21 protein-coding genes are annotated in these 25,291 nt (G+C 60.0%); 14 read left to right on the top strand and 7 right to left on the bottom strand.

Annotation, left to right across the window (positions count from 1 at the left end; translation table 11 throughout):
• Window positions 1-10: 10 nt before the first annotated feature.
• Genes lpxD through RBB32_RS02310 form a run of 3 tightly spaced genes read left to right on the top strand, consistent with a single transcriptional unit; the run spans window position 11 to window position 2,601 of the window.
• Complete coding sequence (lpxD, locus tag RBB32_RS02320; RefSeq protein WP_306151050.1) at window positions 11-1,102, top strand: UDP-3-O-(3-hydroxymyristoyl)glucosamine N-acyltransferase; 1,092 nt, start codon at window positions 11-13, stop codon at window positions 1,100-1,102.
• Between the two features lie 33 nt (window positions 1,103-1,135).
• Window positions 1,136-1,393, top strand: a complete 258-nt coding sequence (locus RBB32_RS02315) for an acyl carrier protein (RefSeq protein ID WP_306151049.1) — start codon at window positions 1,136-1,138, stop codon at window positions 1,391-1,393.
• Window positions 1,390-2,601: a beta-ketoacyl synthase gene (locus RBB32_RS02310; RefSeq protein WP_306151048.1), complete on the top strand. Its 1,212-nt coding sequence runs from the start codon at window positions 1,390-1,392 to the stop codon at window positions 2,599-2,601. The genes RBB32_RS02315 and RBB32_RS02310 overlap by 4 nt, the downstream gene beginning before the upstream one ends.
• A gap of 76 nt (window positions 2,602-2,677) precedes the next feature.
• On the opposite strand, the gene RBB32_RS02305 is transcribed toward RBB32_RS02310, so the two are convergent.
• The gene (locus RBB32_RS02305) at window positions 2,678-3,334 is read right to left on the bottom strand and encodes an invasion associated locus B family protein (RefSeq protein WP_306151047.1); all 657 of its coding nucleotides are present in this window, start codon (window positions 3,332-3,334) and stop codon (window positions 2,678-2,680) included.
• 448 nt (window positions 3,335-3,782) lie between these two features.
• On the opposite strand from RBB32_RS02305, the gene RBB32_RS02300 reads away from it, so the two are divergent.
• Window positions 3,783-5,333, top strand: a complete 1,551-nt coding sequence (locus RBB32_RS02300) for a helicase HerA-like domain-containing protein (protein ID WP_306151046.1) — start codon at window positions 3,783-3,785, stop codon at window positions 5,331-5,333.
• Here the strand turns inward: RBB32_RS02300 and RBB32_RS02295 are convergent, their stop codons facing one another.
• Window positions 5,334-6,302: a phosphotransferase gene (locus tag RBB32_RS02295; RefSeq protein WP_306151045.1), complete on the bottom strand. Its 969-nt coding sequence runs from the start codon at window positions 6,300-6,302 to the stop codon at window positions 5,334-5,336.
• 101 nt (window positions 6,303-6,403) lie between these two features.
• On the opposite strand from RBB32_RS02295, the gene RBB32_RS02290 reads away from it, so the two are divergent.
• From RBB32_RS02290 to dxs, 3 genes are read left to right on the top strand one after another with little or no spacing between them, the layout of a single operon-like run.
• Window positions 6,404-6,646 (top strand): exodeoxyribonuclease VII small subunit, encoded by a 243-nt coding sequence (locus RBB32_RS02290; protein ID WP_306151044.1) that lies wholly within the window; start codon window positions 6,404-6,406, stop codon window positions 6,644-6,646.
• An 8-nt stretch (window positions 6,647-6,654) separates the two neighbouring features.
• Window positions 6,655-7,584 (top strand): polyprenyl synthetase family protein, encoded by a 930-nt coding sequence (locus tag RBB32_RS02285; protein ID WP_306151043.1) that lies wholly within the window; start codon window positions 6,655-6,657, stop codon window positions 7,582-7,584.
• Window positions 7,585-7,614: 30 nt separating this feature from the next.
• Window positions 7,615-9,543 carry a 1-deoxy-D-xylulose-5-phosphate synthase gene (dxs, locus tag RBB32_RS02280; protein WP_306151151.1) on the top strand — a complete coding sequence of 643 codons (1,929 nt, stop codon included), beginning with the start codon at window positions 7,615-7,617 and terminating at the stop codon, window positions 9,541-9,543.
• A 6-nt stretch (window positions 9,544-9,549) separates the two neighbouring features.
• Here the strand turns inward: dxs and RBB32_RS02275 are convergent, their stop codons facing one another.
• Complete coding sequence (locus RBB32_RS02275; protein WP_306151042.1) at window positions 9,550-10,434, bottom strand: hydrogen peroxide-inducible genes activator; 885 nt, start codon at window positions 10,432-10,434, stop codon at window positions 9,550-9,552.
• A gap of 164 nt (window positions 10,435-10,598) precedes the next feature.
• Between RBB32_RS02275 and katG the strand changes: the two genes are divergently transcribed.
• The 7 genes from katG to RBB32_RS02240 all read left to right on the top strand — a co-directional run bounded on the left by katG (window position 10,599) and on the right by RBB32_RS02240 (window position 18,980).
• On the top strand, window positions 10,599-12,776 hold the full coding sequence (katG, locus tag RBB32_RS02270; protein ID WP_306151041.1) for a catalase/peroxidase HPI: 2,178 nt from the start codon (window positions 10,599-10,601) through the stop codon (window positions 12,774-12,776).
• A gap of 257 nt (window positions 12,777-13,033) precedes the next feature.
• Window positions 13,034-15,898, top strand: a complete 2,865-nt coding sequence (locus tag RBB32_RS02265; RefSeq protein ID WP_306151040.1) for a monovalent cation/H+ antiporter subunit A — start codon at window positions 13,034-13,036, stop codon at window positions 15,896-15,898.
• A gap of 1 nt (window position 15,899) precedes the next feature.
• Complete coding sequence (locus RBB32_RS02260) at window positions 15,900-16,265, top strand: Na+/H+ antiporter subunit C (RefSeq protein ID WP_306151039.1); 366 nt, start codon at window positions 15,900-15,902, stop codon at window positions 16,263-16,265.
• Window positions 16,262-17,839 carry a monovalent cation/H+ antiporter subunit D gene (locus RBB32_RS02255; RefSeq protein WP_306151038.1) on the top strand — a complete coding sequence of 526 codons (1,578 nt, stop codon included), beginning with the start codon at window positions 16,262-16,264 and terminating at the stop codon, window positions 17,837-17,839. Before RBB32_RS02260 ends, RBB32_RS02255 begins: the two co-directional genes overlap by 4 nt.
• A complete protein-coding gene (locus RBB32_RS02250; protein WP_306151037.1) occupies window positions 17,836-18,327 on the top strand; it encodes a Na+/H+ antiporter subunit E in 492 nt (163 codons plus the stop codon). The genes RBB32_RS02255 and RBB32_RS02250 overlap by 4 nt, the downstream gene beginning before the upstream one ends.
• Window positions 18,324-18,593: a K+/H+ antiporter subunit F gene (locus RBB32_RS02245; RefSeq protein WP_306151036.1), complete on the top strand. Its 270-nt coding sequence runs from the start codon at window positions 18,324-18,326 to the stop codon at window positions 18,591-18,593. Before RBB32_RS02250 ends, RBB32_RS02245 begins: the two co-directional genes overlap by 4 nt.
• 12 nt (window positions 18,594-18,605) lie before the next feature.
• On the top strand, window positions 18,606-18,980 hold the full coding sequence (locus RBB32_RS02240) for a Na+/H+ antiporter subunit G (protein ID WP_306151035.1): 375 nt from the start codon (window positions 18,606-18,608) through the stop codon (window positions 18,978-18,980).
• A 601-nt stretch (window positions 18,981-19,581) separates the two neighbouring features.
• Here the strand turns inward: RBB32_RS02240 and RBB32_RS02235 are convergent.
• The 4 genes from RBB32_RS02235 to RBB32_RS02220 are packed head-to-tail and all read right to left on the bottom strand — an operon-like array spanning window position 19,582 to window position 25,226.
• Complete coding sequence (locus RBB32_RS02235) at window positions 19,582-20,892, bottom strand: HlyD family type I secretion periplasmic adaptor subunit (RefSeq protein WP_306151034.1); 1,311 nt, start codon at window positions 20,890-20,892, stop codon at window positions 19,582-19,584.
• On the bottom strand, window positions 20,882-23,065 hold the full coding sequence (locus RBB32_RS02230) for a type I secretion system permease/ATPase (protein WP_306151033.1): 2,184 nt from the start codon (window positions 23,063-23,065) through the stop codon (window positions 20,882-20,884). Before RBB32_RS02230 ends, RBB32_RS02235 begins: the two co-directional genes overlap by 11 nt.
• Window positions 23,062-24,396 carry a TolC family protein gene (locus RBB32_RS02225; protein ID WP_306151032.1) on the bottom strand — a complete coding sequence of 445 codons (1,335 nt, stop codon included), beginning with the start codon at window positions 24,394-24,396 and terminating at the stop codon, window positions 23,062-23,064. The genes RBB32_RS02230 and RBB32_RS02225 overlap by 4 nt, the downstream gene beginning before the upstream one ends.
• Entirely contained in the window at window positions 24,393-25,226 is an 834-nt protein-coding gene (locus RBB32_RS02220; protein ID WP_306151031.1) for a SapC family protein, read from the bottom strand. The genes RBB32_RS02225 and RBB32_RS02220 overlap by 4 nt, the downstream gene beginning before the upstream one ends.
• Between the last annotated feature and the right edge of the window lie 65 nt (window positions 25,227-25,291).

Raw genomic sequence — 25,291 nt, 5'->3', positions numbered from 1 at the left:
GGGGAGTGTCATGGCCTACACGATCGAACAAATTGCCGCGGCGCTGGGGGCAGAAGCCCTTGGCGCCGTTGATATTGAGGTGGAGGGGGTGGCCGAACCCGCCGATGCGGGGCCGCACCAACTGGCTCTCGCGATGAAGCCTGAATATGCCGAAGCCCTGCCACAGGGACAGGCCCGCGCAGCGATGCTGTGGGACGGCGCGGATTGGCAGGCCTTGGGCCTTGAGGCGGCCATCGTTTCCCCGCGACCACGGTTTGCCCTGTCAGGGCTAAGCGCCATGATGGACCCGGGCCAGGGATGGCAGGATGGCGTGCATCCATCGGCCGTGGTTCATGACACGGCCGAACTTGGTGATGGCGTGTCCGTGGGCCCCTTGGCCGTGATTGGCAAAGGCGCAAGAATTGGGGCGGGCACTGTTATCGGGCCGCAATGTTTCATCGGGTCAGACGTGGTTCTCGGCGCCCAGGGGGGCTTGCGGGAAGGTGTCCGTATCGGGGCGCGGGTCATGATCGGTGACCGTTTCATCGCGCAGCCCGGCGCGGTGATCGGCAGCGATGGGTTTTCCTATGTCACGCCCGAAGTTTCCGGTGCCGAAAAGGTGCGGCAAACCCTTGGGGATCAGGGTGAGATCAAGGCCCAGAAACACGCCCGTATTCATTCCCTTGGTGCGGTGTCCATCGGTAATGACGTCGAGGTGGGCGCGAATTGCACGATTGATCGCGGCACCGTGAGGGATACGGTGATCGGCAATGGCACCAAGATCGACAATCTCGTTCAGATTGGGCACAACTGCATCATCGGCTCAGACTGCCTGCTTTGCGGACAGGTGGGGTTGGCGGGTTCTGTCAAGGTGGGCGATAACGTGATCATGGCGGGGCAAACCGGCGTGGCAGACAATATCTTCGTTGGTGACAATGTCATCACCGGGGGGGCGACCAAGCTGATGTCGAATGTTCCAAAGGGGCGCGTCATGCTGGGATACCCGGCCATCCAGATGGATTCGCAAATGGAAATCTACAAAGGTCTGAGGCGTCTCAAACGGCTTTTCCGTGATGTCGCAGACCTTAAGAAAACTGTTTCAAACAACAGTCAGAGTGACTAAATCGACCGCGAAAAAGACCAAAAGGTAATGCCCATGTCTATCAAGGAACGCGTCATCGGAATTATCGCGGAACAGGCTGTTCTAGATCCTTCGGATGTCAAAATGGACAGCACACTGGAGGACCTTGGGATCGACAGCCTTGGCCTAGTGGAAAGCATTTTCGCCATCGAGGAAGAATTCGATATCTCGGTGCCCTTCAATGCAAACGAGCCTGAGCAAAGCGATTTCGACATCTCCTCGGTCTCGTCGATCGTTGCAGGCATAGAGCAACTGGTGAAAGAACAGTCGTGAAGCGCGTTGTCATAACGGGTGCCGGGACAATTAATGCCTTGGGTCATACCGTGCCCAAAACCCTTGAAGCGATGCGCGAAGGCCATTGCGGTATCAGCGAACTGGAATTTCGCGATGTTGACCGTTTGGCCATCAAGATCGGCGGGCAGGTCAAGGGCTATGATCCGGAGACACGATTCAACCGTCAGCAATTGGCACTCTATGATCGTTTCACGCAATTCACGTTGATCGCCGCACGGGAGGCCATAGGACAATCCGGACTTGAGTTTTCAGGGGAGCTGGCCGCGTGCGCCGGTATCATCCTTGGCAATTCCGGGGGCGGGATGACCACCCTCGATGACAACTACCGAACGGTTTACGAGGACGGTAAGAACCGCGTGCACCCCTTCGTGGTGCCAAAGCTGATGAACAACGCCGCGGCAAGCCATGTCTCGATGGAGTTTAACCTCAAGGGGCCAAGCTTTACCGTGGCCACGGCCTGTGCCAGTTCAAACCATGCGATGGCACAAGCCTTCCAGATGGTGCATGGCGGGCTGACGCCGGTCATGATCACCGGCGGATCGGAATCCATGCTGTGCTTTGGCGGGGTGAAAGCCTGGGAAGGTTTGCGCGTGATGTCCAAGGACGGTTGCCGGCCTTTTTCGGCCAATCGCAACGGCATGGTGCAAGGGGAAGGTGCGGGCGTGTTCGTCTTCGAGGAGTACGAGCACGCGCGGGCGCGCGGCGCCGAAATCCTGGCCGAGGTTGCGGGTTATGCCATGTCCTCGGACGCCTCGGATATCGTGATGCCATCGAAACAGGGGGCGGCCCGTGCCATTCGTGGCGCCTTGCAGGATGCCCGTATGGACCCGTCCGAAGTGGGTTATATCAATGCCCATGGCACTGGCACGGCTGCCAATGACAAGACCGAAAGCGCCGCCGTGGCGGATGTATTCGGCGCCCATGCAGACAACCTGATGATATCCTCAACGAAATCCATGCATGGCCATCTGATTGGCGGGACGGGCGCCGTTGAGCTTTTGGCCTGTATCATGGCCCTGCGCGACGGGGTGATTGCCCCAACCATAAACTACGAAGACGCCGATCCCGAATGCGCATTGGACGTGGTCCCGAACGAGGCGCGGGAGGCAAAGGTTGACGTGGCCCTTTCGAATGCCTTTGCCTTTGGGGGGCTGAACGCGGTGCTGGCGCTGCGCCGCTTTCACTGACAGGTCATACCAATGAAAACGCCGCGCCCTTTGCAGGGACGCGGCGCAAGATTCAATGACTGATGGTAATCAGTAATCAGTTCTGGGCAACCGACACGTTGTCATAGGCTGCCGTAAAGCCCGACAACGACGCCTTGATATCCACTGTCTGGTCCGGGGCCTGTGCCGGCACGATTTGCAAATTCGCCGCCGCCCCTGCTTTGAAGGCGTCGACATCGGCCTGTGTCAGGCCAACCTGTGCAAAGCATCCGACCATGGAACAAAAGCGGAAGGGATAGGTTTTAGCCTTGCCGCCATCGACCGAGATTTTCAGCTCTTCCGACAGAAGCGTGCCCAGCGGTACGACGATGGTTGCACCGGCAACGGCCTGTGATCCCTCTGGCAGGCGGAACAGGCTGAACTCGGCCACCGGGTTGCCCGCGTCTTCGCGCAGGAGCTGATACATCTGGCATGGGTCTTCCTCGGCCTCGCTGCGGAAGCATTTCATCTGCCAGTCGCCATGCTCTTCCTTGATGTAAGTGCTCTCGTCTTGCACTTCGCGCCCCATATCAAGGGCCTCGCCTTCGGTGTTTTCAACGGCACCGCTTTCAGCGGCTTCGCTTGTTTCCTCGGTGGCGGGTGCGGTTTCTGCCTCGGTGGCCTCGGTTTGCTCTGCGGTATCATCCTGCGCAGTCAGGGCCGTCCCCATGCTCAGCAGAACAACAAGCGGCAAAGTCGAAAGAAGTTTGGGCATATGGTCCCCGTTTCAATTGTCTCAATCCAGTCAGGCGCGATTTATCATGGCGCCAAGGGCGTGTCAGGATAAAACTTCACGAGCGGCGGCGGTTCAAGGCGAAAATCCGCCGCAACCACGATGGGCAAACCGTTGTTTTCAGTGCCACAAAAAGAAAAAGAGACCACGTGGCCTCTTTTCCTGTTTCTCCCTGCCGGACTGGCCGACTTAGTCATTGCACCGAACGCTAGGGCAGTTCGAATGACCCGTCAACAGCCAACCTGCACGAATCCGACAGTTTCTTTTCCAACACCGAACAAAAAGGGCCGCACCCGAAGGCGCGGCCAGTCTGACAGGGAGGAAGTCACCCGATCCCAAGAAGACACAAGGCATCGAGCAAATTCATGCTGGCAGAGAAAAGTTAACCGAGTATGGTCGGATCGTGGAAAAATCGGGACGGGGATTTGTCGTGGAAAATCATGTGTTCGTTGGCGGGGGTGGCCCTGAATATGGTGTCGAGCAGGGGCTTTTACTGGAATATGCCAACCGCCATGGATTGATCGCCGGGGCGACCGGGACGGGCAAAACCGTCACGCTGCAGATCCTGGCCGAAGGGTTTTCAAAGGCGGGTGTGCCGGTTTTCCTGTCAGACGTGAAAGGTGACCTTTCGGGGTTGGCGGCTTCTGGCAGTGAAAGTTTCAAATTGCACGAAGCTTTCATGAAACGCGCCGGAACCATAGGTTTCGATGATTACGGTTACGAATCCTTTCCGGTAACGTTCTGGGATATTTTCGGCGACCAAGGCCACCCTGTTCGTACCACCGTGGCCGAGATGGGGCCGCTTTTGCTGTCGCGGCTGATGAACCTCAGCGACGCACAAGAGGGGGTGCTGAATATTGCCTTCCGCGTGGCAGATGAACAGGGCATGCCGCTGCTTGACCTCAAGGATCTGCAATCGCTTCTGGTCTGGGTGGGTGAGAATGAGGATGAGCTTTCCCTGCGCTACGGCAATGTCTCGTCCCGCTCGGTCGGCACGATCCAGCGCGAATTGCTGGTGTTGGAAAACCAAGGGGCCACGCAGTTCTTTGGCGAACCCGCGCTGGAGTTGTCCGACCTCATGCAATGCACCCCCGAGGGGCAGGGGCGGATCAACATCCTGAGTTCCGACCGCCTGATGCAGTCGCCGCGCCTTTATGCCACCTTCCTATTGTGGCTGCTGAGCGAACTTTTCGAAAACCTTCCCGAAGTGGGCGATCCGGACAAGCCCAAGCTGGTGTTTTTCTTTGACGAGGCACATCTTCTGTTCGATGACGCCCCGGATGCACTTGTGGACAAGGTGGAACAGGTCGCGCGACTGATCCGATCAAAAGGGGTTGGGGTGTATTTCATCACCCAAAATCCCGATGACGTGCCCGAAGACATCCTTGGGCAATTGGGCAACCGGGTGCAACATGCCCTGCGTGCCTTCACCGCCCGCGATCAAAAGGCCTTGCGCCGGGCGGCTGAAACCTATCGTCCAAATAAGCGCTTCGATGTTGCCGATGCGATCCGGGATGTGGGTGTGGGCGAGGCGGTGACCTCCATGCTGGAAGATGACGGCATCCCCGGTATCGTGGAACGTACCCTGATCCGCCCGCCGTCTTCGCAACTGGGGCCGATTTCCGATGCTGAACGGCAACGGGTGATGGCATCCTCGCCCGTCGCGGGGAAATACGACGAGGTGCTAGACCGGCGTTCAGCCCATGAAATCCTTGCCTCACGTGCAGAAAAGGCCGCGCGCGAGGCCGAAGAAGCAGAGCAAGCCGCCGAGAAAGAAACCGCCGCCATGCGCGAATTCAACGCCGCACGCCGCTATTCGGGCAAGGGCGTTTCTCGTTCGACCAGTAAAAAGAAGGATGAGGGCGGTATCGCGGCGGGCATTGGTGCCGCTTTGACCAAGGCCGTGGTGCGCGAACTCAAGGGCACCACCGGCCGGCGCATCGTACGTGGCATCTTGGGCGGGTTTTTCAAAGGGCGTTGATCACGCATTTAGAAGTGCCGCCAGATCCTCGCGGAGCTGGGTATACATCTCCTCCGACCGCCGCACGCGGGAGGAGGAGAGTTCCCGCGTTTCCACGCGCATCAACCCCTCGCAACCTATCATGAAGGGCAGCGCGAACTGCCGCTCAAAGGCATTGAGGCCAAAGACCTCTTCCATATTGGCAAGCCCGATGGCATCCACGCCAAAACGCGTTTTGCCCGAGGGCCACATGCCGCGCCGCCCCATATGCACCAAGAAGCGCGCCATATCCTTGTAAATCGGCATCCGGGCCGATCCACCGGTATCAATGCCTACCAAATCGCGGCCTTGAGCAATCAGGTTGTTGGGGTGAAAATCGCCATGCAGGATCGCGGTGCGCCATTCCGCGCCATCCATGCGGTCCGCCATCTGCTGCAGCAGGTCTATGATCTCAACTTCAATCTTTCGAAGGTTGTCGAAGGCCTGCCGTTCGGCGGCATGTTTTGCCTTGTCCAGCCAACGGCGATGTCGCGCCCTGCGCCATTCCTCGGTTCCGCCGGTGTAAAGGCGCAGCCATCGGGCGGCGGGCTCCATGTACTGCACCCGATCCGCCCGGTCGCTTTGCCACATAAGCTGCAACAGGGGCGTGCCTTCGGCGCGCTCCACCACCAACAGGTTTTGTCCGGCGCTGTGAAAAAGCGGCTCAACCACGCGGTAGGGGCCTTGTGCCATCACCGGATGGATGCGTTGCAACTCATCCCATTCGCGTTGCGATAGTGCCGGGTCATCATCCAGAAAAAACCGCATGACTGCGGCGCGCCCGGCAAATTGGCAGGCGATTATCGCCCGTTTGCCGTTTACCAACCGCAACAGATCTTCGATCTCGACCGTCTTCAATGCCGTGTCAGCCTTGCGCGCGGCGTCGAACCGCTCGGTCAATGCCAGAATCGCGTCTAACTTTTGCTCGTCATGTCGGGAGGATTTGCTCATGATGGCAGAATTCCTCAGGCCACTTGCCCCGTCAACTGAATTGAACCTCTCCGGCAGCATCGCTAGAGTGACTCGAAACCAGTAGCCACAGGATCAAGCCCATGTCTGACACCGACGTTTCCGAAATGTCCTTTGAAGCGGCCATGCAAGAATTGGAGCAGGTCGTGGGCAAGCTGGAGCGCGGCGACGTGGCGCTTGAGGAGTCGATCGCGCTTTACGAACGCGGCGCCAAGCTCAAGAAGCGATGCGAGGCCAAGCTGAAAGAGGCCGAGGAAAAGGTTGCTGCCATCACGCTGGATGGCGAGGGCACACCGACGGGCACCACGCCGGTCGACGCTGGCTGACCGTTCCCATGGAAAATGTTCTTGGCGGGTTGGATTTCGACCGCACCGACGATCTGAAGCCGCGTGACTTCAAAGCGGCCCTGAAGCGGGCGCAAAGCCTTGTGTCCGCCGCGAAACTTGACGTGTTGGGACGGCACAAAGGCGATCTGACCGACGCCATGCAATATGCGCTGGCAGGCGGCAAAGCCCTGCGCGCTTTTCTGGTGCTCGAATCGGCCCGCATGAACGGGATTGATACGCGCACGGCGCAATGGCCCGCCCTCGCCATCGAATGTATCCATGCCTATTCGCTGATCCATGACGACCTGCCGTGTATGGATGACGATGACCTGCGTCGGGGCCAGCCCACCGTGCACCGCAAATGGAACGAACATACCGCCGTTCTTGCAGGGGACGCCCTGCAGACCCTGGCGTTTGAACTTCTGACACGGCCCACAGGAATTGCCCCGCAAGTACAGCTTAATCTAGTACGCTCACTGGCCATCGCCGCGGGCCATAGCGGCATGGTGGGCGGCCAAATGATGGATATCGCCGCCGAAACCTGCGGAACTCCTTATGGTCTTGAGAAAATCAAGCAGGTTCAGCACGGCAAAACCGGTGCGCTGATCCGCTGGTCGGCCCGGGCCGGCGCGGTTCTGACCGAGGCGGACGACGCACATTGGCAGGCCCTTGATACCTATGGCGAATGCCTCGGGCTTGCCTTCCAAATCTGGGACGACGTGCTGGATATCGAGGGCGATGCAGATGAAATGGGTAAGGCTGTGGGCAAGGACGCGGACCGGGGCAAAGCCACTTTCGTCAGCCACATGGGTCTTGACGGCGCCAAGGAATATGCTGCTGAACTCGTGCACAACGCCTGCACAGCCCTAGATATATATCAAGAACAGGGCGACTGCTTGCGCGAGGCCGCCCGCTTCGTTATCTCGCGCCGTACCTAGGAAAGGCGTTTCGCCATGTCGCAGCCACCGCTGACCCAGAACCCCGAGACCCCGCTTTTGGATCGCGTGCAATCGCCTGCGGACCTGAAGGCATTTTCCGATGCGGAGTTGGGCAAACTGGCGGATGAGTTGCGCGCCGATACTATTGCGGCCGTCTCGCAAACGGGTGGTCATCTTGGTGCAGGGCTTGGCGTGGTGGAGCTTACCGTGGCCTTGCATGCTGTTTTCGACGCACCGCGTGACAAGATCATCTGGGATGTCAGCCACCAATGCTACCCGCATAAGATCCTGACCGGACGGCGCGACCGGATGCTCAGCCTGCGCCAGAAGGGCGGGCTGTCGGGGTTCACCAAACGATCCGAGTCGCCCTATGACCCTTTCGGCGCGGCGCATAGCTCCACTTCGATCAGTGCCGCCCTTGGCTTTGCCGTGGCGCGCGATCTGGGCGGGGCTTGTGACACCGGCCATGGCGATGCCATCGCTATCATCGGTGACGGTGCGATGTCGGCGGGCATGGCCTTTGAGGCGCTCAATAACGCGGGCCATCTGGGGAAACGCCTGATCGTCATCCTCAACGATAACGAAATGTCCATTGCCCCGCCGGTTGGGGCGCTTTCGTCTTACCTTTCACGGCTTTACGCCGGAGAGCCGTTTCAAGAATTCAAGGCTGCCGCCAAGGGCGCGGTCTCGCTTCTGCCGCCGCCATTCCAGATGGGGGCGAAACGGGCCAAGGAAATGCTCAAGGGCATGACCGTTGGCGGGACGCTTTTCGAGGAGCTTGGCTTTAGCTATGTCGGCCCCATCGACGGGCACAACATGGATCAACTGCTGCCGGTCTTGCGTACCGTGCGGCAACGCGCCAACGGGCCGATCCTGATCCATGTCTGCACCAAGAAGGGCAAGGGATACGCCCCCGCCGAGGCCCGCAGTGACGGTGGCCACGCCACGTCGAAATTCGACGTGGCCACAGGCGAGCAGAAGAAAGCCGCCTCAAACGCCCCAAGCTATACCAAGGTGTTCGCCGAGGCGCTGCTGCAAGAAGCGGCCCTTGATGACAAGATTTGCGCGATCACCGCCGCCATGCCCGATGGGACCGGGTTGGACCTGTTCCAAAACCGGTATCCCAGCCGTTGTTTCGACGTCGGCATTGCAGAACAACACGCCGTAACCTTTTCTGCGGGCTTGGCCGCAGGCGGCATGAAACCCTTCTGCGCACTTTATTCCACCTTCCTGCAACGTGGGTTTGACCAAGTGGTGCATGACGTGGCGATCCAGCGTTTGCCGGTGCGGTTCGCCATTGATCGTGCGGGGTTGGTTGGGGCTGATGGTGCGACCCACGCAGGTAGCTACGATGTGGCCTTTTTGTCCAATCTGCCGGGCTTTACCGTGATGGCCGCCGCCGATGAGGCCGAGCTGAAGCATATGGTTGCCACCGCCGTTGCCCATAACGACGGCCCGATTGCCTTCCGTTACCCGCGGGGCGAAGGCGAAGGCGTTGAAATGCCTGAGCGCGGCGAGATACTGGAACTGGGCAAAGGCCGTATGATCCGGGAGGGCAGCCGCGTGGCACTCCTGTCCTTCGGCACCCGTCTGGGCGAAGTGATGAAAGCCTCCGAGGCCCTCCGGGCGCGCGGTATTGACCCCACGGTGGTCGATGCGCGATTTGCCAAGCCGCTTGATGCCGCGCTGATCCTTGATCTGGCGGCCAATCACGAGTCGATGATCACCATTGAGGAAGGCGCGATCGGCGGCTTTGGCAGCCATGTCAGCCATCTTTTGGCGGAACATGGCGTGTTCGATCACGGGCTGAAATTCCGCTCGATGGTCTTGCCGGATATCTTTATCGATCAAGCCACGCCGGAAGACATGTACGCCACCGCCGGTCTGAATGCGGCCGATATCGAGGCGCGCGTTCTTGATGTCTTGGGCGTGGCGCAGATCGACAGCAAGCGCGCCTGAGCAGGCTCAGGCCGCGGCGCCCACAACTTCGGACAGGCGCAGCAAATCCTCGGATAACGGGCTGGACTTGCGCCAGACCATGCCAATCGTCCGCCCCGGTTGCGGATCGTCGAACCGCGCAAGGCTGACATTGGCCGATCTGGTTTCCACCGGCACCGCCATTTCCGGGATCAAGGTCACGCCAAGCCCCGCGCCGACCATTTGCACCAATGTCGATAAAGAACTTCCATCCAAGCCTTCGCGCCCGCGCCCTTGGCCCAGATGACAAAACGATAGCGCCTGATCGCGAAAGCAATGACCTTCTTCCAAAAGTAACAGCCGCATTTCATGTAACGCTTCGGGGGAGGGCACCGGCGCATCGCGCTCAGCTTCAGGGCGCACCAACAAAAGGCTTTCTTCAAAAAGTGGGACCTCAAGCAGCGACGGCTCTGATACGGGGAGAGCGACGATGGCCGCGTCCAAACGCCCTTCGCCCAATTCGTCCAGCAGACGGGGTGTAATGCTTTCTCGTACGTGCAGGTCGAGGTCGGCGTAGGCGTCGTTTAGCCGGCCAATGACACGCGGCAACAGGTATGGCGCAATGGTCGGAATGACGCCCAAGCGAAGCGAGCCTGACAGCCCAGTGCGCGCCACTCGCGCCATCTCGGACAGTTCATCGACCGAGCGCAGGATGTCTTTCACACGGCCAGCGAATTCTTCGCCAAAGCGGGTCAGGCGCACCTGTCGGGCACCGCGTTCGAACAAAACCTGACCGATCGCCGCTTCCAGATCGCGGATCTGTACTGACAAAGCGGGTTGGGAGATCGCACTGGCCTCGGCGGCGCGTCCGAAATGACCATGGCGGGCAAGGGCCGCGAAATAACGCAATTGTCTCAATGAGAAGTTATCCATAATCATAAGTTATCGAGGCAATCAGAAAATGCAACTTAATCCAATGGCCGTTGTTTGTTAGAGTGATTCTAAAGGCAGGTGGGGGAAGTTGGTCGCAGGTCCGCGTGCCCCTGTCGTCGTCTTTGAAATCAGAGCCATAAATTCAATTACCATCGGAGATGAAAATGGACGGAAATGATGTGAAGTCATCAGGGAAATGCCCTGTCATGCATGGTGGCATTACCTCGCACGAGACCTCGAACATGGAGTGGTGGCCGAACTCTCTCAACCTCGAGATCCTGCATCAGCACGACACCAAAACCAATCCGATGGGGCCGGATTTCAATTACCGCAAGGAATTGGAAAAGCTCGATGTTGACGCGCTGAAAAAAGATATGCACGCGCTGATGACCGACAGCCAAGATTGGTGGCCGGCTGACTGGGGGCATTATGGTGGCTTGATGATTCGAATGGCGTGGCACGCGGCAGGGTCTTACCGTCTGGCCGATGGCCGTGGCGGCGGCGGTACAGGCAACCAACGCTTCGCGCCGCTGAACTCCTGGCCCGATAACGCCAGCCTCGACAAGGCGCGCCGCCTGTTGTGGCCGATCAAGAAGAAATACGGCAACAAGGTATCCTGGGCCGATCTCCTTATTTTGGCGGGCGACATCGCCTATCAGTCCATGGGCTTGAAGACCTTTGGATTCAGCTTTGGCCGCGAGGACATCTGGGCGCCTGAAATCGACACGTACTGGGGCGCTGAGAAAGAATGGCTGGCCCCCTCCGACGAGCGTTACAGCAACGTCGAAAACCCCGCGACAATGGAAAACCCGCTGGCCGCCGTGCAAATGGGTCTGATTTACGTGAACCCCGAAGGTGTGAACGGTTCGCCCGATCCCCTGAAAACAGCCGATCAGGTGCGCGAGACCTTTGCCCGCATGGCGATGAACGACGAGGAAACCGCGGCCCTGACCGTGGGTGGCCACACCGTCGGCAAATGCCACGGCAACGGCGACGCCGAAGCGCTTGGCCCGGAGCCCGAAGCCGCCGGTATCGAGGCGCAGGGTTTTGGTTGGGACAACCCCAACATGGGCGGCAAGGCCAGCAAGGCGATCACCTCGGGCATCGAAGGGGCATGGACGACGGAGCCGACCAAGTTCGACAATGGCTACCTCAAGCTGCTCTTCGGTTACGAGTGGGAACTCAAAAAATCCCCCGCCGGTGCCAACCAGTGGGAGCCAATCGACATCAAGGAAGAAGACAAGCCTGTCGATGCAAGCGATCCGTCGATCCGCCATAACCCGATCATGACCGATGCGGACATGGCCATGAAGATGGACCCGACCTATCGTGCCATCTGCGAAAAATTCATGGAAGACGATGACTACTTCCGCGATACCTTTGCTCGCGCGTGGTTCAAGCTGACCCACCGCGACATGGGCCCGAAAGCCCGCTACTTCGGCCCCGACGTGCCTGAAGAAGACCTAGTCTGGCAAGATCCGATCCCGGCAGGCAACACCGACTACGACGTTGCCGCTGTGAAGGCCAAGATCGCCGATGCGGGCCTCTCGTTGTCCGAGATGGTCGCCACTGCATGGGATAGCGCACGCACCTACCGAGGCTCTGACATGCGCGGCGGCGCCAATGGTGCCCGCATCCGTCTTGCCCCGCAAAAGGATTGGGAAGGCAATGAACCGGATCGTCTGCAAAAGGTTCTCTCGGCGCTTGAACCGATTGCGGCTGAAACCGGGGCAAGTATCGCCGATGTGATCGTTCTGGCCGGGAACCTCGGTGTCGAACAGGCTGCCAAGGCCGCTGGTGTCGATCTCGAAGTCCCCTTCGCACCGGGCCGTGGCGATGCCACCGACGAGATGACTGACGCCGATAGCTTCGATGTGCTTGAGCCGTTGGCCGATGGTTTCCGCAATTGGCAGAAGAAAGAATATGTGGTCAGCCCCGAGGAAATGATGCTCGACCGCGCGCAGCTCATGGGCCTCACCGCGCATGAGATGACCGTTCTGGTCGGCGGTATGCGCGTCATGGGCACCAACCACGGCGGCACCGCGCATGGCGTTTTCACCGATAACGTCGGTGCTCTGACCAACGATTTCTTCGTGAACCTGACCGACATGAACTATCGCTGGCAGCCGGTTGGCGAGAATGCCTATGAAATCCGCGACCGCGCCTCCGATGCGGTAAAATGGACGGCCACGCGCGCCGACCTGGTGTTCGGCTCGAACTCCATCCTGCGCGCTTATGCCGAGGTCTACGCCCAGGACGACAACAAGGAGAAATTCGTCAAGGATTTCGTTGCCGCCTGGACCAAGGTTATGAACGCCGACCGCTTCGACCTCGAGGCATAATGCTCAGGGCAGGGGTCGTGTGTCCCTGCCTGTAGCCTACAAGATGCAACGGCGCCCATGGTTTCGGGCGCCGTTTTTTTGGTTTAGGGAGGTGAAATTCCCGATAACTTCGCTAGTTTATCGGCGAATATTATTTCGTAAGCTGAGGGGGTTATTCAAATATCCTGTGGTGAAGCGAAAGAGTTGACTTTAACAGAAGGTCACAACTGGCTACAAAAGTCAGAAGCCAAATTTGGTGAAAACAAAACGGGGGGCACATGAGCAACGGCGGCAGTCTATTACCGATCATCGCGATCCTTCCATTTCTGGGCGCGCTCGTGCCCGGCATCATGATCCGCGCGGGGCGCAACGCCTGCGCCTCATTCACCGCCGCCCCGACAATTCTTGCCATCGTCATGCTTGGCACCCTTGCGCCTTCGGTCATGCAAGGCGAGGTGATCCGCGCCGAGATCGCTTGGCTTCCGCAACTTGGCCTGTCGGCCAGCTTTTTCCTTGATGGTCTGGGGTTGCTTTTCGCGGGCATGATCCTTGGTGTTGGTCTGCTGATCACGCTTTATGCCCGGTTTTACCTCTCGGGCGAGGACCCGATGGGGCAGTTTTATACCTACCTACTGCTCTTCCAAGGCGCGATGCTGGGCATCGTGCTGTCCGACAACATCCTGCTTTTACTGATTTTCTGGGAACTGACTTCGCTCTCGTCCTTCTTGCTCATCGGCTATTGGAAACACCTGCCCGAAGGCCGCCAAGGCGCGCGCATGGCATTGGCCGTGACTGGGGCCGGTGGGTTGGCCATGATCGGTGGTATGCTGATCTTGGGCAATATCGTGGGCAGCTACAACCTGACCGATATCTTGGCCGCCGGGGATCAGATCAAAGCGTCTGAGTGGTATATGCCCGCGCTCATCCTGATCCTGCTTGGGGCTTTTACGAAATCCGCGCAGTTCCCCTTTCATTTCTGGTTGCCACATGCCATGGCCGCGCCCACGCCGGTTTCGGCCTACCTGCACTCGGCCACTATGGTAAAGGCTGGTGTGTTCCTGATGGCGCGCATGTGGCCCGCGCTCGCAGGGACGCCCGAGTGGTTCTATATCGTCGCCACCGTCGGCCTGATCACCATGGTTCTGGGGGCGGTGATCGCGCTCTTTAAGGATGATCTGAAGGCGCTGTTGGCTTTCTCGACGGTCTCGCACCTTGGCCTTCTGACCATGCTTTTGGGCTTTGGCACCGAGGCCGCCGCGATCGCCGCTGTCTTCCACATCATCAACCACCTGACCTTCAAGGCCGCGCTCTTTATGACTGCGGGCATCGTTGATCACGAGGCGCATACACGTGACATCAAGCGCCTTGGCGGGCTGGCAAAACTCATGCCGATCACCGCCGTGATTGGCACCATCACCGCACTGTCCATGGCCGGGATAGCACCCTTCAACGGCTTTATCTCCAAGGAAAAGATGCTGGAAGAAGCGGTGCATACCGTCTGGTGGGAAAATCCATGGATCGTGCCCGCGCTTGCCACGCTTGGGGCTGTCTTCTCGGTCGCTTACAGCTTGCGCTTCATCTTCCACGTTTTCGGCGGGCCGGTGCGCGATGATTACCCCGCCAAACCGCATGATCCGCCCTTTGGAATGTGGGCGGCACCAGCGCTTTTGACGGTCATGGTTGTCGTGATCGGCATCATGCCTTTCCTGGCTGAACCCGTGGTCAACATGGCCGCCACCGCCGTCACCGGCCATGAAACCCACGCTCACCTGAAACTTTGGCACGGCCTGACGCCCGCGCTTTATCTCTCGATCATCGCGGTCGTGGGCGGGATCATCCTTCTGCTGTTGCACAAACCGCTGGATCGCGCATGGCTTGCCACCCCGCGCCCGGAAGCGAAGAACATTTTCGATGCGCTTATTGGTGCCATGGTGCGCCTCACGCGCGCTGGCACTGAGAGCCTGCACAATGGCGCGATCAGCCGTTACCTGGCGATCTTCGTGGCCGTGACCACGGCGCTGGGTTACCTCGCCTTTTCCTCGGGCACACTCTCGCCGCCCACGCGCGATCTTTTGCCAATCCCGGCAGTGGTCGCGGCGGGCTGGGTGCTTTTGATGGGTGCCACTACGCTTGTCGTGCTGAACCACCGCAACCGGTTCCGCGCGCTGATCTTGATCGGGGTGATCGGTCTGATGATCTCGGCCGGTTTTGTTTATCTTTCGGCGCCTGACCTCGCGCTGACGCAAATCTCGGTTGAAACTGTGACCATCATGCTGCTGCTGCTGGCGCTTTACTTCATGCCCAAGGGCACACCGCGCGAAAGCGGTGCAGGGCTGCGCCTGCGCGACGGTACCATTGCCATCGCCGCAGGTGGTGCGGTGGCCGGTCTGGCCTATGCTTTCCTCACGCGTGATTTCAGCACGATTTCCGACTACCACCTTGCCAACTCCTATACCGGCGGCGGTGGGACCAATGTCGTCAACGTGATCCTTGTCGACTTCCGGGGATACGACACCTATGGCGAAATCATCGTTCTGGGGATCGCGGGCCTGACCATCTACGCGCTGATGGAATCGCTTTTGGATGGGCCAGCGGGGGCCAAGCTGCGCGCCGCTCCCGTCCCGCCTGACCGCTCCCGCGACCGGCACCCGCTGATGATGGTGGTGGGCACGCGTGCCATGCTGCCCATTGCGGTCATGGTCGGTGTCTACATCTTCCTGCGCGGCCATAACCAGCCTGGCGGCGGCTTCGTGGCGGGCTTGGTGATTTCCATCGCGCTACTGATGCAATACATGGCCTCGGGTTTTGCCTGGACGCAAAGCCGCAAGCGGATCGAATATCATTCGCTTATCGGCTGGGGTGCGCTGGTTGCCGGGCTGACCGGGGCAGGGGCCTTCCTCTTTGGCCGTCCCTTCCTGACCAGCTTTTATGAATATATCCACCTGCCGGGGATCGAGAAATTCGGCTTCGGTTCGGCCTTCATGTTCGACCTTGGGGTTTTCCTGACCGTGTTGGGCGCTGTGATGCTCATGCTTTACAGCTTGTCGCGCATCGCGCGCTACGCCGGGGAAACCGTCAACGTGGAGCCGATGGATTACGATCCTTCCCTCAACGTCAAACCCAGCGAGAAGGAGACCGACTGACATGGAAATCGTCGTTGCCACATCTGTCGGCGTCCTGACCGCCGGAGGGGTCTACCTGATCCTGCGATTGCGGGCTTTTCCGGTGATCCTCGGGCTGGCGCTGCTGTCTTACGCGGTGAACGTCTTTTTGTTCTCGACCGGGCGATTGGCGATCAACATGCCGCCCGTCCTGCAGAACTACGGCGAGGCCAGCTATACCGACCCGCTGCCTCAAGCGCTTGTTCTGACCGCCATCGTGATCTCTTTCGGGATGACTGCGGTGCTGGTGATGATCGCCTTGGGCGCATTTCTTGAGGCTGATCACGACCGGATCGACATGACCGACGCGGATGAAGACAAAGACGCGCAGAAGGAAACCGGCGCATGACACATTGGATCATTGCACCCGTCATCCTGCCCGCGCTTCTGGCCCCGATCATCGCCTTCGTCATGCGCCACGATTTCACCTTGGCGCGCGCGGCATCTGTCGCGGGCACCTTGACGCTGTTCGGAATTTCCATCGGCCTGGCCATCACGGCCATGGGCGGGCAAACCATCGCCTATACACTGGGCGACTGGCCCGCGCCCTTTGGGATCGTTCTGGTCCTCGACAGGCTTTCGGCGCTTATGGTTCTGCTGACCTCGGCGCTTGCGCTTATCGTGTTGATCCATGCCATTGCCACAAAATGGGATGAGAAGGGCCGCCACTTCCACGCGCTTTTCCAGTTCCAGTTGATGGGGATCACCGGGGCCTTCCTGACGGGCGATGCCTTCAACCTTTTCGTGTTCTTCGAGGTGTTGCTGATCGCCTCCTATGGTTTGATGATCCACGGCGGCGGGCGGGTACGCCTTCAGGCCGGGCTGCAGTACGTTGTCATGAATCTTGCCGGCTCAACACTGTTCCTGTTCGCGCTTGGCACGCTTTATGCCTCCACCGGGACGCTCAACATCGCTGATATGGCGGTGAAACTGCGTGAAATCCCGGTTGAAGACGCGGCCCTTGTACGCGTTGCGGCGATCCTGCTGATGGTGGTTTTTGCCATCAAGGCTGCACTTTTCCCGGTGCAATTCTGGTTGCCCGGCACCTATTCCAACGCGCCGGCCCCCGTGGCGGCCCTTTTTGCCATCATGACCAAGGTGGGGGCTTATGCCATCATCCGCATCTACACCATTTCATTCGGCCCTGACGTCGAGGCCACGGAGGGGTTGATTGCCCAATGGCTCATGCCCGCCGCCGTGGTGACATTGGCCGTGGGTGCAATTGGCGTTTTGGGTGCGCGCCGGTTGATGCCGCTGCTGTCCTTTTCGGTGGTCGGTTCCATGGGCACCATGATGCTTGCCGTGGCGGCCTTCACACCCTATGCCACCACCTCGGCACTCTACTACCTCGTGCACTCTACCTTTTCGGCGGCGGCCTTGTTCCTGTTGGCCGATCTAGTCGTCACACGCCGCGCCGCTGGCGACACGCTTACCGCCCAGTTACCAACCGTGCAAAACGGGCTTTTCGCGGCACTTTTCTTTGCCGGGGCCATCGGCATGGCCGGGATGCCCCCGCTCAGCGGGTTCCTGGGTAAACTTGTCATCCTCGACGCCATCCGCGACAGTAGCTTCATGACCTTGGGCTGGGTTGCGATCCTGCTTGGTTCACTGCTCACCATCGTCGGCTTTGCCCGCGCGGGTAGCATCCTGTTCTGGAAATCCACCGCGCAGCAACCCGAAGACGAGGCGGAACAAGACACTGAGCAGGAGGACGAGGGCGAGACCCAAACCGAGGACGACGCCCCGAAACCCGCCACCGCCCTTGAAGTGGCCCCGACCATGGCGGCCTTGGTCCTGCTGGCGTTGCTGGCGGCTGCGGCTGGTCCGGTGACAAGTTACCTGGAAAAGGCCTCGGCGCAACTTTATGATCGCAGCGGCTATGTCTCTGCTGTTCTGCCCGAAGGAGAGGAGGCACAGCAATGATCCGTCGCATCTTCCCCCATCCCCTTCTTAGCCTGACACTGGTCTTTGTCTGGCTTGCGCTGGTCAATAAGGTCACATCCGGTAATGTCCTTCTTGCCGTGATCCTTGCCATCGTGGTGCCGATGATGACGGCCCCGTATTGGCCGCGTCGCGCCAAGGTGGGCAAACCCCTGCGGATCATCGAATACGGCCTCGTGGTAATTTGGGATATTGTGGTGGCCAACGTGCAGGTGGCGCTGATCATCCTGTTCAAATCCAACGAAAACACCCATTCCCACTGGATCGCCGTTCCGCTGGAACTTGTCTCGCCCGAGGCGATCACCGTTCTGGCGGGGACCATCACCATGACCCCCGGCACGGTTTCGGCCATGCTTTCGGCAGATGGGCGCAGTATCCTTGTCCATTGTCTGCATACCGACGATCCAGACGGGGTCCGCGATCAGATCAAGTCGCGTTACGAATGGCGATTGAAGGAGATTTTCCAATGATCACCAGTGCCCTGATTTATGCCTTTGCCTGTTTTGGCCTTGGCCTGCTGTTCAACCTCTGGCGCATCGCTACCGGCCCGGACAGCGCCGATCGGATCCTCGCGCTGGATACCATGGTGATCAATATCATCGCGCTGTTGATCCTTTATGGGATCTGGCAAGGCACCGCCGTCTACTACGAGGCGTCGATGCTGGTCGCCATGGTGGGGTTTGTCTCGACCGTTGCCTACTGCCGCTTCGTCCTGCGCGGCGATATCATCGAGTAAGGAGGGACAGATATGCTCATCGAAATCCTGATTTCCGCCTTCCTTGTCGTCGCCGGCACTTTCGGGCTTGTCGGATCCTTCGGCATGATCAAGCTGAAAGACACCATGCAGCGCCTGCATGCGCCCACAAAGGCCACGACCCTCGGGGTGGGCGGCATCCTGATTGCGTCGATGCTTTATTTCGGATTCGTCGAGGGGAAGTTTTCGTTTCACGAGCTGCTGATCACGCTGTTCTTGTTCCTGACCGCCCCGATCAGTGCAAATTTCATCGCCAAGACCTTCATGCAGGCCAATATGCGGGCCAAGGACCTTCCCCCCTCGCAAAGTGAATACGGCTGGTCAGTCTACGTTGACCCGCCCGAGCGCGAGCGCCCGGAAGACGAGTAATGCGCCACTGAAAACACTCTGAGAAAACGAAGGGGGCCTAGCGTTTCGACGCTTGGCCCTTGAACCTTTTGAAGGTGGCATAGGCGAATTGTTAGCGGGACGAGGTCTATCCGATTTGATGGCGCGGAGTGAACAGCCAACGGACCAACCGGGGCTGGCCAATTCATAGTAAACCAATAGCTGGTGGCGTTCCCGTAACCGCAAGGCGCAGGATTGTTGAGCGCGTCGGGGACGTCGCTTTGTGGAATATCGTCGACCGTCACATCGCGTTCCAGCGTGAGTTCCCCAGTCAGGTGGATATCAAGGATTACGGCGCCTGTGGTGCCGGTGACAAGAAACCGGATCGCGGTCCCGGGCAGGGGGCACATGGCCCTCAATCGTCCAGCCTAAAGCGTTGATCAGGGCCGCCGGCGGCGTCGGAGTAAAACACCCCCTCGGCTCCGAGTATTACGCCTTGCTGTGCGCCGGATGTCTGGACCTGTTGGAGCCGGCCGATCCAGGGTGGAGTTTGAAAGACCTGAGCCATCCCGCGCGTCGGTCATATCAGCGACATTAGGATTTTGAGGTCCGAAAGGTCATGCCGCGGCAAGGTGCCGATGCATTATTCCCTCAGAGCGCGGTCCTTGACGCGGACGACGGGCTTCAGAATGTAATCCAGCACGGTTTTCTTCCCTGCGAGGATATCCACCTGCGCCACCATCCCGGGCATTATTTCAACCTCGACCCCATCGGCATCAAGAATCGTGTCGGTGGTGCGGATTTCCACGACAAAGACCTCCTCCTCGCTGCGTTCGCTGCGGGTGATGGTATCCGCACCGATGCGCATGATTTCCCCCGAAAGTGAGCCATAGCGCGAGGCGTCATAGGCGGTGATGGTGACCTTGACGGGCTGTCCCGGGTAAAGAAAGGCGATGTCAGACGGGCGGACATAGGCCTCGACCAGAAGGGAATCGTCCAGCGGAACGATTTCGATCAGCTCTTCGCCCGCGCGGGCCATGGCCCCCACGGTGGGGCTGTGGATGGTATTGACCACGCCGCGCACGGGCGCGCGGAGCTGGGACCGTTCGGCCCGGCTTTGCAGGGCGGGAAGGGCCGGTTTGAGTGCCGCAAGCTCGGCTGTAGCGGTGGCAAGATCGGTCAGCGCGGCGCTTTGAAAACGGCTGCGTTGGGCGGCGATCCTGTCGTCGATTTCATCGAGCGCCGATTGCAGCCGATCAAGCGAGGCGCGCGCACGGACCTCGCGGCCGCGCCATTCCGCTTCGGTTCGGCGCAGGGACAGCAATGTGGTGGCCGGTTCCATGCCGCGTTCGACCAGCGGTGCCATGATCTCGCGTTCTTCGCCCAATACGGCGAGGGTTTCGGTGGCGGTTTGCAGGTCGACGCGGCCCTCCTCGAACTCCTGCTGGCGTTGGAGCCTTTGGCGTTCGAGGATGTCGATTTCCGCCTGCAGTTCGGCCTGCCGCCCGCGATAAAGCGCGGTTTCGGATTTGACCACATCGGCGGCCTTGGCCACCAGATCGGGGCTGAACGAAAGGTCGGCCTCGTCAATCTCGGCCTGAAGCCGTTCGATCCGCGCCATCAGGCCATAGGCACGTTGCTGTTCCTGATTGAGTTGGCTGTCGAGGAGGGTGCCATCCAGCTCCATCAAAAGGTCGCCTTTCTCGACAACCTCGCCTTCCTTGACGTGCAGTGTTTTCAACACACCGGGTTCGGCGGCTTCGATCACTTGCAGGGAGGCCGAAGGGACAATGCGGCCATCGGCGCGGGTGACATCGTCGATCTCGGTATAGGCCGCCCAGATGACAGCGGTTGCCAAAAACCCGAGGATCGTGAACAGGAGGATCGAGCCGCGCAGCGGCGATCGCCCCCGCATTTCCCGGGCCAGCCGGTCAAGGTCGTGATCACGCGCCATCACGGTCTCCTGCGGCTTGGCGGGCGTTTCGTGCGAGAATGGATTTGTCACCATCCGCGCCAACGCGCCCGTTCTCGATCACGATGACACGGTCCACAAGGTCCAGAAGGCTGGTCCGGTGGGTGACGACGATCATCGTGCGATCTTTCGCAGCGTCCTTAAGCCGGGAGATGACATCGCGTTCGTTTTGAACATCCATGGCACTTGTCGGTTCATCAAGCAGCAGAACCGGGGGGTGACCGACAAGCGCGCGGGCCAGGGTTATGGCCTGTTTTTGCCCGCCGGACAGGCCCTCGCCCCGTTCGGCTAGCATCATGTCATAGCCCGAGGGGTGGCGGGCGATGAAATCCTCGACGCCGGAAATCTGCGCCGCCTCCAGAATATCCGCATCCCGGGGGCGGCGGGCACCGATGGCGATGTTTTCGCGTACCGTGCCTGAGAACAGCCAAACATCTTGCAGGACCGAACCGATGTTGCGCCGCAAATCGCCAGGGTCGATTTGCCGGATATCGGTATCATCCACCAGAACAGCGCCCTTGTCCGGAGTGTAGAGGCCCAGAAGCAGGCGCGCGACCGTACTTTTGCCCGAGCCGATGCGCCCGAGGATGGCCACCTTTTCGCCGGGTTCGATATTGAAGCTGACGCCGCTGAGGGCCGCTTGCATCTGGTCGGGATAGGTAAAATGCACATCGTCAAATCGGATGCGCCCGTCGAGTCTGGGGCGGCTGATCCAATGGTGACCGGCGGGCCTTTCGCTTTCGGCACGCATGAGGGCGTCAAGATTGCGATAGGAACTACGGGCCTGATTGAGGCGGGTCAGGGTTTGCGCCAGCTGTGCCAATGGCGCAAGGGTGCGGCCCGTCAGGATAACGCTGGCGATCAGGGCCCCCATGCTGACCTCGCCCGCGGTGATAAGGAACACACCGTAAAAGACAATCATCACCTGTGCGGCCTGCTGGGTGAAACTGGTGGCGTTCATGGCCAGTTGCGTGACCGCGCGGGCACGTGCGCCGTGATCGGATTGTCGCGCGATGGCCTCTTCCCAGCGCGCACGCATCCGCCGCGCTGCGCCGACGGCCTTGATGGTTTCCAGCCCGGACACGGTTTCGACAAGTACGCTTTGCTTCGATTGCCCGTCCTTGAAGCTTTGTTCAGCAAGGCGTGCGAGGATCGGTTGCACGGCCAGCCCGACGAACAGAACCAACGGCACGGCAATTGCCGGGACAATGGCGAGCGGCCCGCCGATAAGTGAGATCACCGAGATGAACAAAAGGATGAAGGGCAGGTCGACCACGGCAACAAGCGTGGCCGAGGTAAAGAAATCTCGCAGGGTCTCAAACTCACGCAGGGTACTGGCAAGGGCCCCGGTCGAGCCTTTGCGCGCGCGCATTTGCATATCGAGCAACTGGTCGAAGATACGGCGCCCCATCACCATGTCGGCGCGCTGTCCGGCCCGGTCGATGAAACCTGCGCGCAGGTTCTTGATAAGAAAGTCAAAGATTAGTGCGATCCCAACCCCAAGCGTCAGGGCGATAAGGGATTCGGTGGCCTCGTTGGGCAGCACCCGGTCATAAACCACCATGATGAAGATCGAGGTGGTCAAGGACAGGAAGTTGGCGAGGATCGCGGCCAGAAGGACCTGCGTGTAGGACCAGCGATTGGCCGCAAGGGCCGACCAGAACCAATGTCCCCGTCGTCCCTCGCTACTGGCAAGGATATCTTCGCGGTGTTCGCGGCGCAGCAAAATGGCGTAACCGCTATAGGTCTTTTCAAGATCATCGCGGGACATCTCACCGATACCCTCGCCGAGGGTCGGATCATGCACGGCAAGCGCGCCACCGGGTTTGACATCATGCAGCACGACGGCGCGGTCCCCGTCAAGCAACAGGATGGCCGGTGTCAGGACGGAGTCGAACTCAGCAAGCGAATGGGCCCCGAAGGCGGCCTGCATGCCGGCACGTTCGGCGGCAGTGATGGCCTCGCGGACGCCCAGTGTGCCTTCGGCCTCGGAGGATTGCACGGCATGCAGTGTGGCCAGCGTCATGGGCCGGTCAAGCGTTGCGGCCGCGTGAATCAGGCAGGCTTCAAGCGGGGAGGTTTCATCGGGGCGGCTTCGATTGTCGCGTTCCAATGGAACGACGCGGCGATCATCCGTGCTTTGGTCTGACGTCATTCCGGCACCTTCGGTAAAGTGATTTCAAAGACGTCAAGGATGTCGCCCGTCAACGCCAGCGCGGCATAATCGGTCAGGAAGCGTTCCTGTTCGGCACGTATCAGGGTTTCTTCGGCGCGAACGTAGTCGCGTTGGGCATCCAGAAGATCAATAAGGCTACGGCGACCAATACTGAATTGATCACGGGCCGCCTGTACGCTGGCGGCGTTGGTTTGTACCGCCTCGCGCGCGGCGGCAACGCGGGCTTCGCCAGCTGCCTGATCGGTGCGCACAAAGGCCAGCGCTTCGCGCACATCGCGCAGAAGCGTATCCCGTTCGGCCTTGGCCGCATCCAGACGGGCCTGCGCCGCATCAATCGCGGCACGTCTTTGTCCACGGGTGTCGAGGCTGTAGTTCAACGTCAGGTCCAATCCCACGTCTGCCCCCCCACCAGAGGGTGCTTGGCGCCCGGTCCATCCAACTTCGACGGCAGGTTGGCGCCGTGATTGTGCGGCGATCAAATCGGCTTCGGCGGCTTTAAGGCTGGCGCTTGCAGCGCGTAATCGCGGGCTTTGAATAAGAACGTCATCTTGGTTTGCAGGCAAGGCGGGGGCCTTGACGGGTGTTGGCAGATTTTTCGGAATCTCGGCAAAATAACGTCGAAAGGCGGCTTGGGCGCGTTCCAGCCCGGCCTGGGCATCGACGCGGCGGGTTTCGGCATCGGCCACGCGGCTGCGGGCGGTCAGGTTGTCGGCACTTGACCCGGCGCCGCGTTGTGCGCGTTCGTCGATCTGGTTTGCGATGCCGCGCAATACACGTAGATTTTCTTGCGCCAGGGCAAGCAGCCGTCGATTGGTGATAAGACGCTTGTAGGCTTCGACCGCCGAAAGCGTCGAGCCCGCACCGCTTTCAATCTGGCGCGCCCGGCTTTGCAAGACACGGGCCTCGGCGGCGGTTTGATCGGCGCGGGCGGCGCCGGCGTCATAAACCAATTGCGAGACGCGCACGAAAGGCGACGCGTCGCTGGTGGTGCTGCTGTTGACATAACGGGTTTCGGCGCTGACCCCGACGCTAAGATCAGGGAGAAAGGCACCATCTGCGGATTGTTTCTCGGCCCGGGCGGCGCGAATGTCGGAAAGGCTTCGGCGCATTGCCGGATCGGTCGTGACGGCGCGGGCAATGAATTTGCCAAAGGGCTTCTTGGCCACGTCGCTTTTGACCCGTTGGGCGCCAAGCCCGGCGGTGCCGGTTTCCAAGCTTTCCGTGACCGGCTCGAGATCGGGCGGTTCGGCACAGGCCGTCAGGCCGACAAGGAGAAGCGACAGGACAGCGGGGGCGGTGTGGGGTCTCATGACCTGTTGCTCCAGTCCTGATCTTGTGCATCCGACAGCGCATCAAGGAAGCCGGACAGCGCCGTGTCGGCCTGCGACGGCGGGCGCGTGGCGGCGGCTTGCGGTTCAAGACCGGCGCTGGCCCTTTCCGCCCGCAGCATCCAGCCGATGTGACAAAGCGAAATGCGGTGCGCCTCGGCAAGGCGCAGGGCGCCGCTCTGCCAAAGAGCGGGCAGGGCGGACGCGTCAAGGCTGTCGAGCTTGTCGAAATCTATTCCGTAAAGCCCCTGAAGGTCGGGCTGCGACATGCCCGCAAAATCGTGCAATTGGGTCAACAGGCCAGCCGCATTCAGTTCTGCGCAGGCTTTTTGCGTCTGTATGGCCGACAAGGCCCGGGTGCGGAAGAACTCGATCACCTGCGCAAGGGCCTGCGACGGCGCACCGCCTGTGTCGAAAAAAGGTTGGTCCGAAGGATCGTCGGTAACAAGGCCGCTTGCTTCATCCACCAATAGGGTCATTTCCCGGGCTGTTTCCGTTGAATGCGCGGTAAAGGGATGCGCCCGCAAAGCGGAGGGAACATATGTTCCGCGCCAATTTCCATCGGCGGACACGAAGGGGGTATTTTCGCTACGCCCGAAGCTGAGAAGGGCAATCGGGGTGATGGCCGCGCCATCGAAGGATTCACGGAACACCAAGGGAAAGGCGCTTGCCACCGGGGGCAGTTCGGCCATGACAATATCGACACAGTGCGCGGCCCGCGCGAAGCTGTAGGATTCAAAACGCCGCCAGTAGCGCGCGCCATGGCGTTGCGGGCTGACCGCGACCAGCGTTTTGGAAGTTGCGTCAGACATATGGTGGACGTGTATTCAAGGGCCACTTTGAACAATATTGAACTGAAAATCTTTGCGGGCCGGTG

It is taken from the genome of Roseovarius sp. MMSF_3281, from assembly GCF_030733685.1.
GTDB lineage: Bacteria > Pseudomonadota > Alphaproteobacteria > Rhodobacterales > Rhodobacteraceae > Roseovarius.
Note: the sequence above shows the minus strand (reverse complement) of the source record. Positions and strands in the feature narration are given on the sequence as shown.